Origin of the sequence: Terriglobus albidus, from assembly GCF_008000815.1 — a bacterium.
GTDB lineage: Bacteria > Acidobacteriota > Terriglobia > Terriglobales > Acidobacteriaceae > Terriglobus > Terriglobus albidus_A.
Genome location: NZ_CP042806.1, coordinates 3,141,103 through 3,155,133, shown reverse-complemented (window position 1 = coordinate 3,155,133; position 14,031 = coordinate 3,141,103). Strand labels below are relative to the sequence as shown.

Below are 14,031 nucleotides of genomic sequence, written 5' to 3'. Positions count from 1 at the left end.
CTCCATTGAGATGAACGACCGCGAAGCCCTTCTGAACCTCATCGCCACCCTCTCCTTCCGCCTGGGCGATTTCACGCTCTCCTCCGGCGCCAAGTCCGACTACTACATCGACTGCCGCATCACCACACTGCATGCCGAGGGCGGCCGTTTGACCGGCCTGGTGCTCTACGATCTGATCCGGCAGCACTTCCCCCAGGCTGAAGCTGTCGGCGGCCTGACCATGGGTGCGGACCCTGTCGTCTCCAACACCGCCAGCGCCTCGGCCTGGTACGCCAAGGATCACCCGGGAACCCCGCTGCTCAACGGTTTCCTCGTCCGCAAACAGCCCAAGGGACACGGCGCTGGACGCCAGGTCGAAGGCTTCCTGAAGTCTGGAGCGAAGGTTGTGGTCGTGGATGACGTCTGCACTACTGGCGGCAGTACCATCACGGCCATCGAAGCCGTAAAGGCAGCAGGGATGGATATCATCGGCATTCTCTGCCTTGTCGACCGCGAGCAGGGCGGCCGAGCCAATATCGAGGCTGCGGCAGAGGGCGCGCCGTTTATCAGCGCCTTCACCGCAAATGATGTAAGGGCTGCGCATATCGCGCTCCCAATTCAAAAGCAATAGGCAAGGTTCGCCGATACCCTAAGAACTGCCCATACTCTGGGTGCTCCATGTCCCTCGGGGACATGGGCCCGGCCTTTTAGATATCAAACCCAGTAAGCCTCTAATGCCCTTCTCAATCAGCTTCCGCGATGAGCCAGATGTCATTGACGAGGAACTGCGTTTGGCGCACGGCGATCTCGTTATTGGAACCTTCCATGAGGAGCTCTACGCCAATCTGTTTGAACTGAGCAGAGCTGACTACGAAGCACTCTGGAAGCTCGCCCTGGAGACGGTTCTTTCCGGTCAGAAGGCGGCTCTTATCGTGTACTACGTTAGCCCCGAGCAGTCTTCGAATATGGAATGGTGGCCGATGTATCCCGACGGAGATATCGTCTATTTTCAAAACCAGATGCCTTGGCATGATCGGTTTCCGGAGCCGTTTTCTCTGGATGCTCCGTTCGCTCTCCTCCACAATCGTCGAACCATCTCCGAAGACACTGGAGACGCCATCTCTGAATGGGTCGTCCATCGCTCCGCAATAGAAGCCTTCCTCAGCACATTCCCCGCATCTCCGTCCCGCCCCGGCGAGGCTTCCTGAGCGGTAAACTGTAATAGACATGATTCCTACCCTTGAATGGACACCCGAAGGCGTCCGCTTTATCGATCAGACGAAGCTGCCGCTCGATGAGATCTACGTCACCGCGACCAGCTACCAGGACGTTGCCACCATCATCCGTGACATGATCGTGCGCGGCGCTCCGGCCATCGGCGTCTCCGCCGCCATGGGCATTGCCCTCGGTGTCGACCGCAGCTCCGCCACTACGCTCAGCCAGCTCACCGCTGAAGTCGAAGAGATGAGCAAGGTGCTCGCCGCTACTCGTCCCACTGCGGTCAATCTCTTCTGGGCTATCGATCGCATGAACGAGAAGTACAAGGAACTGCTTACGACGCCCGGCGTCACCATTCCCGAGATCAAGGCTGCCCTCATCACCGAAGCACAGGCTATGTATGACGCCGACATCGAAGCCTGCAAGCAGATGGGTGCCCACGGCGCTACGCTGCTTCCAGAGGAGGGCACCGTCCTGACGCACTGCAACGCCGGCGCTCTGGCCACCTGCGGCTACGGCACTGCTCTGGGAGTCATTCGCGCTGCCGTGGAGCGCGGCCATAAGATCGACGTCCTGGCTGACGAGACCCGCCCTTATCTTCAGGGCGCACGTCTCACCGCCTGGGAGCTGATGCAGGACAACATCCCCACGACCGTCCTGTGTGACAACATGGCCGGCACCCTGATGCGCCAGGGCCGTATTCAGGCTGTGATCGTGGGCGCGGACCGCATCGCCGCCAACGGTGACGTCGCCAACAAGGTCGGCACCTACTCCGTCGCGGTTCTGGCCAAGGAACACGGTATCCCGTTCTATGTGGCGGCCCCCTGGTCGACCATCGATCTGGCAACGGCTCACGGCGACCAGATTCCCATCGAGCAGCGTTCCCCAGTCGAGGTGACGCACTCGAACGGCAAGCAGATGACCCCGCACGGCGTGGGCATCGAGAACCCCGCCTTCGACGTCACCCCCGCGAAGTATGTGACGGCGATCATAACGGAGCGCGGCGTCCTTCAGGCACCCTACAAGGTGTCCATGAAGGAGATGCTTGATGCGGAGTCTGCCGTACCGGCCGTTTAGCTATACCCAGGGTGAAGCTACCCTCTTTGCCCTGTTTCAACCACGCTTGAAATCCCTGCTGCGAGGCTCGCTGCTTTCACTGCTGAGCTTTGCCGCAGGGTTTCTTCTTTCCGGCTTTCCGAACAGTCATCCTTCGCCTTGGATCGTCCTGCCACTGCTCACCGCATGCTGGGGCACGTGCGAAACACTCCGCTGCATGAAGCGGCGATGGGACTGGTATCACGGAGGCGTCCTTCTGCTCGTCTACACCGATCTGATGGTGCTGATGATGTTGCTGCTCTTTCTGCTGTACCCCTACGCTCACTGGTTGACGCGAGCAGCCTGATAGCAGCAGGCACCGGCCTCGCGAGAGAAGTACCATAGAGAGATGGCAGTACCGGCCTTGCTTGACCTTCGTCAGAAATCGCTGTTGCGTGGGGGTCTGCTGGTTTTTGGCTCGTTTGGCGCAGGCATCTGGCTCTCTGACTTTCCCAATAACCGCGCAACGCTGTGGCTCATCCTGCCGACGCTCCTCTCCTTCCTCGGAACCATCGAGTGCATTCGCTGTATGCGCCGCAAATGGTCCTGGTATCACGGCGGGGTACTTCTGTTGATATACGCCGATCTGATGGTTATCACCCTGTTGCTCTTCTTTCTTCTGTATCCTTATGCCCATTGGCTTACTAACGCGCGCTGACGGTCATCCTGCAGCCGCGCGTTGAATACGCGTAAGGAGACCTGGCATGCTGAAAGGCTTTCGCGACTTTATTCTTCGTGGCAACGTCGTTGACCTTGCTGTCGCCGTCATCATCGGTGCGGCATTTGGCGCAATCACCACTTCCCTGGTCGGTGACGTCGTTACCCCGCTGATCGCCGCTACTGTGGGCAAACCGAACTTCGGCTACCTGGAGCTACACGTCGGCAGCGGCGTTGTTAAATACGGCAACTTTTTTAACGCCGTTATCACCTTCCTTCTGAACGCCGCAGTCGTTTACTTTTTCATGGTGCTGCCCATGCAGTACATCCTCAAGCGCTTCATCCCTCCAGCGCCAGCCGATACCCGTGCATGCCCGGAGTGCAAGAGCGACATTCCCAAGGACGCCACACGCTGCAAGTTCTGCACACAACCGGTACCCGCCGCCTAAGGCATGCTCTGGCCCTGCAACAGCGGCCTGAGTGCTGTACTCTGTCCTTCATACGAGATTCACGATAGGAAGGATCTTCACGAGTGCATCGCACCCAGGCCGTTGCCGTCTCTCTCGCCTTTGTCAGCCTCGCCGCCGTAGCTCAGTCGCCATCCGTCTTCGGGTATCGTGACTTCACCCAGCAGCAGAAGTGGGATACGACCTTCCTTGCTGTGCCCGATCCCAAACTCGCCGGCCAGCACCTCAAGACGCTTACAGCCGAGCCCCACTGGGCCAGCTCCCCCGAAGACCTGAAGACTGCGCAGTATGTCGCGGCGAAGTTCAAGGAAGCCGGCCTGCAGACGGAGATCGTTCCCTACCGCGTGCTTCTGAATAAGCCGAAGAAGATCAGTATCGAGGCCTTCGACAGTAAGGGCAAGAAGCTGATGTCCGGCCCGACCAAAGAGCATGTCGACGGCGATCCCTTTCAGGACGATCCGCGCGTCCTACCCGCCTTCAACGGCTCCTCTCCGTCAGGTGACGTCACCGGCGAGGTCATCTACTGCAACTACGGCACGCTTGCCGACTTCCGCAAGATCAAGGAACTCGGCATCGACATGCACGGCAAGATCGCCCTGGTGCGCTATGGCCAGAACTTCCGCGGCGTAAAGGTCTATATCGCCCAGCAGATGGGAGCCGCCGGCGTGCTGATCTACTCTGACCCCGCCGACGACGGCTGGGTGAAGGGCGACAAGTATCCGCAAGGAGCCTTCCGCCCGGATAACGCCGTACAGCGCGGCAGCGTGCAGTTCATCGCCAAGTACACCGGCGATCCTGAAACGCCCGGCGTCGCCTCCACCGAGAAGCTGCCCGACTCCGCCCGTCTGCCCGAGAACAAGCTGCAGGACGACCAACCCAGCATCCCTGCCAACCCCATTAGCTACCAGGACGCCCAGCCAATTCTTCACGCCCTCGGAGGTCCTGAATCGCCCCGTCCCTGGCAGGGTGCACTTCCCTTCACCTACCACCTCGGCGGTAAGGGCGTTACAGCACACATGCATCTGGAGCAGGACTACGCGGTACGTACCATCTGGAACGTCATCGGCAAGATCCCCGGCACAGACGCTCCCGACGAATGGGTCATCGCCGGCAACCACCGCGATGCCTGGGTCTATGGCGCAGTCGACCCCAACAGCGGCACCGCCGCCATGCTGGAGACGGTGCACGGCCTGGGTGAATTGCTCAAGCAGGGCTGGAAGCCGAAACGCACCGTCATCATCGGAAGCTGGGATGCGGAAGAAGAGGGCCTGGTCGGTTCCACCGAGTGGGCCGAAGAGCACGCCGCCGAGCTGCAGCACGCCGTCGCCTACTTCAACACCGATGTAGGCGTCAGCGGCCCGGACTTCGGAGCCTCTTCCGTCCCCTCCCTGCAGCAGTTTGTCCGCGAGGTGACCAAGTCCGTCCCCAGTCCCAAGGGCGGCACCGTATACGACCAGTGGAAGAAGTCACAGGAAGAAGGCCGCGGACGCGGTACCTCCACCAGTGCCAGCAATGTCGTGACCTCCGTCGACAACGACGTGAAGGTCGATGCCCTTGGCTCGGGCTCTGATTACACGCCGTTTATCCAGCACATCGGCGTACCGGCAACCGACATCGGCTCCAGCGGCCGCTACGGCGTCTACCATTCGGTCTTCGATAACTACGCGTGGTTCGTTAAGAACGCAGATCCGACCTTCGTCTATGAGCAACAGCAGGCCCGTGTCTTCGGCCTGGAGATTCTGCATATGGCCAACGCTGACGTTCTGCCATATGACTATCAGGCGTATGGAAAGGCAGTAGAGGAGTACATCTCCACCGCCAAAAAGAAGGCATCGACCGATGGCCTGACTCTGAACTTCGACGCCGCGGCAGCAGCCGCCAAGCGGTTTGAGACCGCCGGTTCAGCCATTCGTACTCGGCAGAACAGCTTCAGCGGCAACCTGAAGGCCCTGAACGACAACCTGCGGGCTGTTGAAGGTGCTTTCATCTCCTCGCAGGGCCTGCCGAACCGTCCCTGGTACAAGCACGTCATCTACGCTCCAGGCGAGTACACCGGTTACGCAGCAGTGGTGATTCCGGGGGTAAATGAAGCGATGGAAGGCGGAATCAATAACAAGCCAGACATGGGAATCGCTCAGGCACAGCTCGGTGTGCTGACCGAAGCTCTCAACCAGGCCGCACTGATTCTGGAAGGCGCGGCGCACTGATGATGGCTCGTCGCCTCGTCCCCGCCGCAGCCCTGCTGTTGTCTCTGCTGACGACTGCATGCCGGCACGAGCAGAGTGCGGCAACGGCTGAACCAGGCTTCCGTTTTGAGCCACAGCCGCATCAGCTCCCATTCCCGCTGGTGCGGCCAGTCGTAGCCTCTGCTGTGAACGGAGATCTCTATCTCCTCGGGGTCGACCGGTCGCAAGACGGATCGAAGCTCACTCTCACAACCAGTAACGATGCCGGCGACCGCTGGGGCCAACCAGCGGTGCTGAACACGGCAGGCACCATGGTCTCCACCGCAGCCGAGAATGCACCGCAGATTGCTGCACGGGGCATGTATGCCTATGCCCTGTGGCAACAGCATGATGAGGCAGGCGCGACCACCCTGCAGTTTGCCCGCACCTCACCTGGCATGGCGCATATGCCGCCGCATGTCGTCTCGCCCGTCGATAAACCTGCCGGAGACACAAGCTACACCGGCTTTGCCAGCTTTACAGTCGCCCCTAACGGCGACATCTATGCAGTCTGGCTCGACGGCCGCTCACCTGCTTCGTCCCCTGGAACCTTCTCTGTCTACCTGGCGCGATCCACCGATAAGGGGATGACCTTCCAGCCCAACGTCCGTGTGGCAGAGCTCTCCTGCCCCTGCTGCCGCCCCGCGGCGGCAGTAGCGGCTGATGGCACCGTGTATGTGGTCTACCGCCACGTCTACGATGACAATGAGCGAGATATTGCCATGATCAGCTCACACGACGGTGGGCAACACTGGAGCGCCCCGGTTCGCGTCTCGACCGACCGGTGGAAGCTGTTCGGCTGCCCCGAATCCGGCCCGGTGATCGCCATTCAACACAATAGCCCCGTCGTTAGCTGGTACACGGCGTCGGAGCAGAAACCGGGCATTCGCCTGGCCACATCCTCCGACGGAGGAAAGACCTTCCAATCGGCGAGACGGGTAAGCGATGGGATCCTCTCCGCCAATCACCCCTACCTCTCACAGCGCGAAGACGGCACTATCGCCGTCTCCTTCTCAGGGCGCGCCGCCGGACAGACCGGCGAATGGTCGCCGCTCGTACCATATCTTTATAGCGTCTCTCCCGGAGGATCCGTCACACGTGCCTCGGCTCTGCCAGCTGTTGCCGCCGGAGGGCGTTACCCGGCTGCATCCCTCGGTCAGGATGGCTCGGTATACCTCGCCTGGTCCACGGAAGACGAACAACCAAAGACCTTTTTCTCCCGCGCCACCGCGCACTAGAGCGTTTTCCCTGTGGGTGTTGTGCAGGGCTTCCGCATCTATGGGCGTTTTCCGCAATGAAAACGCCGCTACAGGCCTCTTCCGGGATACCCAGCAACGGGGAAAATGCTCTGACCATGCAACTTTCGGTGTATCGTTATAGCCCGGTTCAGGGATAACCATTCTTCTGGAAAACAGCGAGGATGTTTCTAGAAAGAAAAACCGGCATGCCTCATACCCTTATTTTCGGAGTTGCGCTTCTTGCCCTGGTCTGGGTACCAGTTTTAGTTATTCGGCCCGAGGTTAGTCCGGAAAATGAAATTTAACTGAGAAAACCATTGCAGTGCAAAGGCCGCTCCGAAAGCAGAGCGGCCTTTCTTTATGTTCGAGATGTTCGTTATCCCCGCAGAGCCATCTGCTCGGTGACAATCTGCGTCAGGTCGTTCTTCTTCAGCCCATGAACCTCTTCGTTGTACTTATCCACCTTGCTGGACCAGTTCATCGAGCAGAACTTCGGACCGCACATCGAGCAGAAAGCAGCTTCCTTGTAGTAATCATCCGGCAGCGTCTCGTCGTGCATGGAGCGAGCCGTATCCGGATCAAGGGACAGCGCAAACTGCTTATCCCAGTCGAAGGTGTAGCGGGCGTGGCTGATAGCGTCGTCGCGGTCGCGTGCGCCTGGACGATGCCGCGCAATATCAGCAGCATGCGCTGCGATCTTGTAGGCGATGATGCCGTCCTTCACGTCCTTCTCGTTGGGCAGGCCCAAGTGCTCCTTCGGGGTGACGTAGCAGAGCATCGCAGCGCCGTGCCAGCCGATCATGGCAGCACCGATGGCGGAGGTGATGTGGTCATAGCCAGGAGCGATATCCGTCACCAGGGGTCCGAGCACGTAGAACGGAGCTCCGTGGCAGAGCTCGACTTCCTTGTCGACCTGCTCCTTGATCTTGTCCATCGGAACGTGGCCGGGACCTTCGATCATGACCTGCACATCGTCTTTCCACGCCTGCTGGGTCAGCTCACCCAGCGTCTTCAGCTCGGCAAACTGAGCCTCGTCGCTGGCATCGGCCACGCAGCCCGGACGCAAGCCGTCACCCAGCGAGTAGCTGACGTCGTACTTCGCCAGCAGCTTCGTGATGCGGTCGAAGTTTTCGTACAGGAAGTTCTGCTTGTGATGCGAGGTCATCCACTGCGCCAGGATGGCGCCGCCGCGGCTCACAATGCCGGTAATGCGCTTGGAGACCATCGGGACGTACTGGATAAGAACGCCGGCATGGATGGTGAAGTAGTCCACACCCTGCTGCGCCTGCTCCTCGATGACCTCCAGGTACAGATCGATACTCAGATCTTCGACCTTCTTCACCCGGCTCAGCGCCTCGTACAGCGGTACCGTGCCGATCGGCACGGGCGAGTGGCGCAAAATGGCTTCGCGGATCATCGGGATGTCGCCACCAGTGGACAGGTCCATCACGGTGTCGGCGCCGTAGTGGACGGCGGTGTGCAGCTTGCGCAGCTCTTCGTCGACGTTCGACGTAATCGCCGAATTTCCGATATTGGCGTTGATCTTACACAGCGAGCCGACGCCGATCGCCATCGGCTCCAGCTCGGGATGATTGATATTGGCCGGAATGATCATGCGGCCGGCGGCGATCTCGTCGCGGATAAACTCCGGCGCCAGCTTCTCCTTGTGGGCGACGAAGCTCATCTCCTCCGTCACCAGGCCTTTACGCGCAAAGTGCATCTGGCTCATGTTCCAGTCACCCGTGCGCTCGGCCTCTTTCTTGCGGTTAACGATCCATTCCGCCCGCGGCTTCGGCACGATATAGTCGTTGCCGTTGGCGTGTACAGTGTGGCCGTTTCCGTGTGCGCTCATTGTCTTATCTACCTCTCCAGAGGACTGGGTATGAAACTTTGAGTATACGCCCGCAGAGCCGGTGAAGCATTGCCCCACGGCGGCCAGGAAACGGTAAAATGGTTTCGGGAGCGTTATGAACAGCACTACCCGAATCGGTCTTGCCTGTGCCGTCGTCATCGCCGCCGTGGTGTACCTTGCCATCTCCGGTATCGGCGACTCGAAGAGCTACTACGTCACCATCAGTGAGCTGCAGAAGTTGGGCAATAAGGCCTACACGCGTCACCTCCGCGTTGCCGGGAACGTACAACCTGGCTCCGTTGTTCGCAGCGGGACTCACGCAGACTTCACGCTCGTGGAACTGGATAAAACCATCCGCGTCAGCTACCAGGGCATGGAGCCGCTTCCTGACACCTTCAAGGATGATGCCCAGGCTCTCGCCATGGGAACCTACGGCCGCGACGGCGTCTTCCACGCCACCCAGATCCAGGCCAAGTGCGCCAGCAAATACGCTCCGGCCCAGCCCGGACAGAAGCCCACTCAGCAACCTGCGACCGGCGCTCCTTCGAAGGCTGCTGCCGCAGTCATCCCAGCTCGTTAAAGACAGCCGGGCTGCCACCTTGGCAGCCCGTGTCGATTCCCTATCCCAATTAGAGCATTTCTCCTGTTGCTGGGTATCCCGGGAGATGCGTGCAACGGTGTTTTCATCGCGGAAAACGCCCATAGATGCATAAGCCCCGCACTACACCTACAGGAAAAATGCTCTAGAGCTTGTACGGTTTGGAGTAGTGCGTGGACCACTGCGTCCGCGCCATATCGATCCATTCGATTGTCCCCGCCTTCGGATCAGCATCGAAGACCATGAACGCATTCGGGTCATACCGTGTCGCCGCCGACACAATGTGACGCGGACCATAGGTACGCGAGAAATCGACCCACTTGTGCCAGTGACCGGCGATCACCATCTGGATATTGTCGCTGTACTTGCGCAGCATCGGATGCAGGCCGTAGTCCTTCACCTCAGTCGGCTGCTGTAGCCAGAGCGGATAGTGGATCAGAATCACGGTAGGCTTGCGCTCCGCAAGCTGCGCCTCAGCCCAGTTCAACTGCTCCTCCCCCAGCGATCCCATCTGACGCATCTTCACAGGAGTCTTCGGGTCCCAGGTCTCTCCCAGGAAGTTGTTCAACTGCAGAAAGCGGAAGCCCTTGTAGTCCACGGCATAGTACGGCTTAGTCTTCAGCTTGGTTTCGAACAGCCGGTTCGACATCTCGCGTGAGACGCCGGGCGTCTGATGCTCATCGTAATCATGATTGCCAAAACCGATGTGTACCGGCGCTTTGAAGCCCTGCACCATCTCGTACGCGATGTCGATGCGGGTCTTGTTCTTGAAGTAAAAGTCGTAATCCGCCGAGGGATAGTTATGAAAGAAGTCGCCGGCGTGAAAGACCTGCTCAACCGCAGGAGTAATGGCATTGACCGTCTCCCGCGTCTGCAGCAGATGTGCGTTGGCCTTGAAGATCGTCTCTGTATCTTCAGGGCTTCCCTCCGGTCCACGATAAAAGTCATCGATGATATGCGTGTCAGTAATAACAGCAAAGCGGAAGGTACCCGGCTTTGCAGGCGTCAACGCCAACGCGCCGCGGTCCAGCAAAGCAGCTCCGGCTGCTGCAAAAGCCATCTGTTGAAACTGCCGCCGCGACACAATCATCTACGTCTCTCCTGGAAGGGAATGTGTTCACCGTAGCAGGATGGGATAAACACGCGATTACACGGCTTTATTGCAAAGCCTTGGCGACGTGGTTGTCGAGGTCAGGAGCATGAACATTGATCCGGCGTAGTTGCGAAACAAAAGCGGGTGACGGAACCTCGTCACCCGCTTCCTTTTCAAAACAGCTCAGAACTACTTCGGCGTCACACGGTAGACACCACCACCTCTGGCGTCTTCCAGCATCCACAGTGCGCCGTCAGGAGCCTGCTCCACGTCGCGGATGCGGTGACCCACATCCCAGCGCTCGGCGGGCTTGGCTCCGCCCTTGCCGTCGAAGGTGATACGGACCAACGACTTCCCTGCCAGTGCGCTGATCAGGGCTGACCCCTTCCACTGCGGGAACATCGAGCCGGTGTAGAACATCAGGTTTCCGGGCGCGATGATCGGCGTCCAGTAGATAACAGGCTTGGTCAGGTCAGAGCGGGTGTCCGGGCTGGGGATAGGCACGCCGTTATAGTTCACCGCATAGGAGACCAGCGGCCAGCCATAGTTCTTGCCGGGTTGGATCAGGTTCAGCTCATCGCCGCCACGCGGACCATGCTCCACCTCCCACAGCTTGCCATCGGGCGCAAACGCAAGGCCATAGGGGGTACGGTGGCCAACGCTCCAGGTCTCCGACTGTGTCAGGTTCGGACCGGGAAAGGTGTAGGTGTTTACCACGGGAGCGGTCTTCGCGGCCTCTGTATCCTCAGGCGGATTGATCACAGGCACGCTGGCCGCGCCCGGCTTTCCAGCCATCGGATTGCCGGGAGCAGGCTTGCCATCAAGAGTCAGGCGGAGGATCTTGCCGAGCGGCTGATTCGGATCCTGTGCCGGTGTCATACGCTGACGGTCGCCAACAGTGAGATAGAGATATTTCTTATCCGGAGAGAACGCAATCTGGGCGCCAAACTGGCCTCCCTTGCCTCGCTCGCCATCACGCCAGATCACCTTCAGATCTTCAAGGCTCGCCGCATCCTGACTGCACTTCAGTTGTGCACGCGCGAGCGCCAGGCTCGAACCACCATCGCCCGGCTCAGAATAGGTGAGGTAGACGCTATGGTCTTTGGCGTAGTGTGGCGAGGTATACACACCCAGCATGCCGCCCTGTCCGCCATAAAGAACTGCAGGAGCATTCGAAACCTGCATCTTGGCGCCCTGTTGCGTGACCAGCCACAGAGCTCCGGTCTTCTCGGTAATCAGCATCCGCCCGTCAGGGAGGAACGCGATCCGCCACGGTAGATCGAGCGTTGTTACCTGAACCATGTTGAACGGCACACTCGCCTCAGGCTTCTGGTCGCCTGCATTGATCTGTCCCATGGCATGGGACGCCGCCAGCGCGAGAGAAACTCCCGCGAACACTAACTGTTTCATCACGTCTTCCTCGATTGGTATGGATTAACCAGGCGGCAGCAAGCCCTGCTTCCACAAGACAGGCGGGGATTACCGTCGACTTTTTATAACACTCTCCAACAAGCTGATGCCTGAGGGCCCGCTTCGGTTTCGACGAATGCCTCTTAGACGAATGAGAAAGCCAGACCGCTCGTCAACAACCGTTTGTTCCGAATACACTTAGTGAGCCACGTGGCTCGCCGCCTCCCTTTGTTTCGGGATCGTAATCGTGGCCTCATCAGAGAGGGGGCCGGCGCCATTTGCATCCTGAGCGGTGACGACATAACGATAGCTGTGGCCTGTAGATACGGCATTGTCGAAGAACGTAGGCGTCGTGAGACCCAAAGCGATATTCCTGAAGCCGCCGGTGCCCTCCGCTTTACTCACACGATAGGTCACATGGCCTATGGAACCTGCCGAGGCAGCGCTACCCCGGAGGACTGCTTTGCGGCACTCACGCTCACTGGACGAGCCGGAGGAGCTCCGTCAGGAAGCAGACCGTAGACACAGAACTGCCCCGTGCCTGTATTCTCCGTTCCAAAGCTGGCCAGATAGACCTTCCCATTGGCGATGGTGGGAGGAGACATCTTGGCATAGTTGCCACAGTCATCGCGTGACCGGTTCTCAAGGGAGTTCCAAAGCTCGTGGCCGATATCGTCTGCGTCATAGGCGTGCAGGACTCCAGGACGGGACTCATGCCATGAATCTCCCGTCGCGTGAATCGCAGCCCAGAGAATGCCATTCCGTCCACCATTCGACGAGAGAGAAAGCATTGCGCCCGGATGGCCTTCGTTGGCCTCCGGCCGACTCATCACTGGAGTGGGATCGATCCTGTCTCCCTGCAGCCGATAGACACGTGGGCGATCCCGCTGTCCCCATATATAGAGAAGCGATCCCTGCTGAGTGCTGTTCCAGAAGACCAGGCTATGCAGATGAGAACCAGTCGCAGGAAAATGCTGCAGCGCATGCTCATCTCCCAGATGGCCGAAGCTGCCGCGATCGAGCAGATACAGCACACCCTCTTTGCCTCCGCCAAGCACGAGATTCGTGCCTGGAACCAACGTTGCGCCCGACGAGTTAAGGTCGATGTCCCTCTTATCAAGGTCGAAATGGTTTGTGGGCGTAAACCAATCAAGCAATTTCAGATCCGGGCTTAGCTTGAGGAAGCTCTCGCTGAAGTTCTGCTCCCCATCCCAGGAACCGTTCCCTGTTACGACATAGATATTGCCCTGCGCATCGACCGACGGCGCCTGACCCGACTGCCAGATACTTGCTGCCTGCCCCGAGGGAGTCGCGTTGAAGACAGCCGTCTCACGAAGCGTCTTCTGGTCATATGCAAGCAGAAAGCCGTGATAAGGTCCCTTGTCACAGTGCGAGGAATAGCCAACATAGATGGTGTGATTCGCAAGCACGAGCCCAGGCCGCTGGGCCTGCAATAACGGATCAAAGCCGGGAGCCGAGATCGTCACCGGACTATTGGGGAGATCTGCGCCGGTCGCCAGGTCGAGTGCATGAAGGCGCTGCATGAAACCGTCGCCGGCCTTGGTCAGAGCGACTACATAAAGTGCACGCTCCGCAACATCAATCACCGGGGTCCCAAGAATCCCCATCTTGCCGTTGATGTCGAGACAGCCGAACTCCGCATCATGCAAGCCCGCGGGTGTGCCGAAGTTCACATGCCAGAGCGGGGCTGATGCCTCCGGAGCGTTCGCATCAAAGGCGTAGACGCTGTTATTAACCGTTGTGACATAAACCACATCGTGCGTGCCGCCGTTGACCTGGACTCCCGCCGCCAGCAAAGGCTGCGTGTAAAGCTGGTCGTCCACCACGCGCTTGAAGAGCATTCCGAAGTGCTGGCCGTTGACGTTCGCCGGAGTCAGCACGGTCTCCTTCGCATTGACCCCGGTTCGTTCCAGGTCATTGTGCTGGGTGAGGACGCTTACCTGCGCACCAAGGTAAGACGAGGCGAGAAGAACCGCTACCGCGGCAAAAGATGTACACGTATACATTTAAAGACCGACCCCGAAGTACAGAGGAGCACAGCAGCTGTGACAGAACCGTTGAAGCCCACTGTATGGGTCATGCCAGCGCAGTGTCAACGCTGAGGCGGGGTCATCATAAATTTTGTATATGAAATTTATTTTTAGCCATTGACATAACTTTGTGACCGCCACTAGCGTA

General features: G+C 59.1%; 14 protein-coding genes. 9 read left to right on the top strand and 5 right to left on the bottom strand.

What is annotated here, in order from left to right; all coding sequences use genetic code 11:
- The first annotated feature begins 10 nt into the window (after window positions 1–10).
- The 8 genes from pyrE (at window position 11) to FTW19_RS12465 (ending at window position 6,879) form a co-directional block, all read left to right on the top strand.
- On the top strand, window positions 11–610 hold the full coding sequence (gene pyrE / locus FTW19_RS12500) for an orotate phosphoribosyltransferase (RefSeq protein ID WP_147647935.1): 600 nt from the start codon (window positions 11–13) through the stop codon (window positions 608–610).
- Between the two features lie 103 nt (window positions 611–713).
- Window positions 714–1,187, top strand: a complete 474-nt coding sequence (locus tag FTW19_RS12495; RefSeq protein WP_147647934.1) for a hypothetical protein — start codon at window positions 714–716, stop codon at window positions 1,185–1,187.
- A 19-nt stretch (window positions 1,188–1,206) separates the two neighbouring features.
- On the top strand, window positions 1,207–2,274 hold the full coding sequence (gene mtnA / locus FTW19_RS12490) for an S-methyl-5-thioribose-1-phosphate isomerase (RefSeq protein ID WP_147647933.1): 1,068 nt from the start codon (window positions 1,207–1,209) through the stop codon (window positions 2,272–2,274).
- Window positions 2,246–2,599: a permease gene (locus FTW19_RS12485; RefSeq protein WP_246153713.1), complete on the top strand. Its 354-nt coding sequence runs from the start codon at window positions 2,246–2,248 to the stop codon at window positions 2,597–2,599. The genes mtnA and FTW19_RS12485 overlap by 29 nt, the downstream gene beginning before the upstream one ends.
- A 42-nt stretch (window positions 2,600–2,641) precedes the next feature.
- The gene (locus tag FTW19_RS12480) at window positions 2,642–2,950 is read left to right on the top strand and encodes a permease (RefSeq protein ID WP_147647932.1); all 309 of its coding nucleotides are present in this window, start codon (window positions 2,642–2,644) and stop codon (window positions 2,948–2,950) included.
- Between the two features lie 46 nt (window positions 2,951–2,996).
- Complete coding sequence (gene mscL / locus FTW19_RS12475) at window positions 2,997–3,398, top strand: large conductance mechanosensitive channel protein MscL (RefSeq protein ID WP_147647931.1); 402 nt, start codon at window positions 2,997–2,999, stop codon at window positions 3,396–3,398.
- A gap of 83 nt (window positions 3,399–3,481) precedes the next feature.
- Window positions 3,482–5,623: a M28 family metallopeptidase gene (locus tag FTW19_RS12470; protein WP_147647930.1), complete on the top strand. Its 2,142-nt coding sequence runs from the start codon at window positions 3,482–3,484 to the stop codon at window positions 5,621–5,623.
- Window positions 5,623–6,879, top strand: a complete 1,257-nt coding sequence (locus FTW19_RS12465) for a sialidase family protein (protein ID WP_147647929.1) — start codon at window positions 5,623–5,625, stop codon at window positions 6,877–6,879. Before FTW19_RS12470 ends, FTW19_RS12465 begins: the two co-directional genes overlap by 1 nt.
- Window positions 6,880–7,255: 376 nt before the next feature.
- Here the strand turns inward: FTW19_RS12465 and thiC are convergent, their stop codons facing one another.
- On the bottom strand, window positions 7,256–8,731 hold the full coding sequence (gene thiC, locus FTW19_RS12460) for a phosphomethylpyrimidine synthase ThiC (protein WP_147647928.1): 1,476 nt from the start codon (window positions 8,729–8,731) through the stop codon (window positions 7,256–7,258).
- A 115-nt stretch (window positions 8,732–8,846) separates the two neighbouring features.
- Between thiC and FTW19_RS12455 the strand changes: the two genes are divergently transcribed.
- Window positions 8,847–9,311 (top strand): cytochrome c maturation protein CcmE, encoded by a 465-nt coding sequence (locus tag FTW19_RS12455; protein ID WP_147647927.1) that lies wholly within the window; start codon window positions 8,847–8,849, stop codon window positions 9,309–9,311.
- A 163-nt stretch (window positions 9,312–9,474) separates the two neighbouring features.
- Here FTW19_RS12455 and FTW19_RS12450 read toward each other — a convergent pair whose 3' ends face one another.
- The 4 genes from FTW19_RS12450 to FTW19_RS12435 all read right to left on the bottom strand — a co-directional run bounded on the left by FTW19_RS12450 (window position 9,475) and on the right by FTW19_RS12435 (window position 13,859).
- Window positions 9,475–10,419 carry a metallophosphoesterase family protein gene (locus tag FTW19_RS12450; protein WP_187143456.1) on the bottom strand — a complete coding sequence of 315 codons (945 nt, stop codon included), beginning with the start codon at window positions 10,417–10,419 and terminating at the stop codon, window positions 9,475–9,477.
- A gap of 192 nt (window positions 10,420–10,611) precedes the next feature.
- Window positions 10,612–11,832, bottom strand: coding sequence for a PQQ-dependent sugar dehydrogenase (locus FTW19_RS12445; RefSeq protein WP_147647926.1), 1,221 nt, complete (start codon window positions 11,830–11,832; stop codon window positions 10,612–10,614).
- 198 nt (window positions 11,833–12,030) lie between these two features.
- A complete protein-coding gene (locus tag FTW19_RS12440; protein ID WP_147647925.1) occupies window positions 12,031–12,237 on the bottom strand; it encodes a hypothetical protein in 207 nt (68 codons plus the stop codon).
- 17 nt (window positions 12,238–12,254) lie between these two features.
- The gene (locus FTW19_RS12435; protein ID WP_147647924.1) at window positions 12,255–13,859 is read right to left on the bottom strand and encodes a hypothetical protein; all 1,605 of its coding nucleotides are present in this window, start codon (window positions 13,857–13,859) and stop codon (window positions 12,255–12,257) included.
- Window positions 13,860–14,031 lie beyond the last annotated feature (172 nt).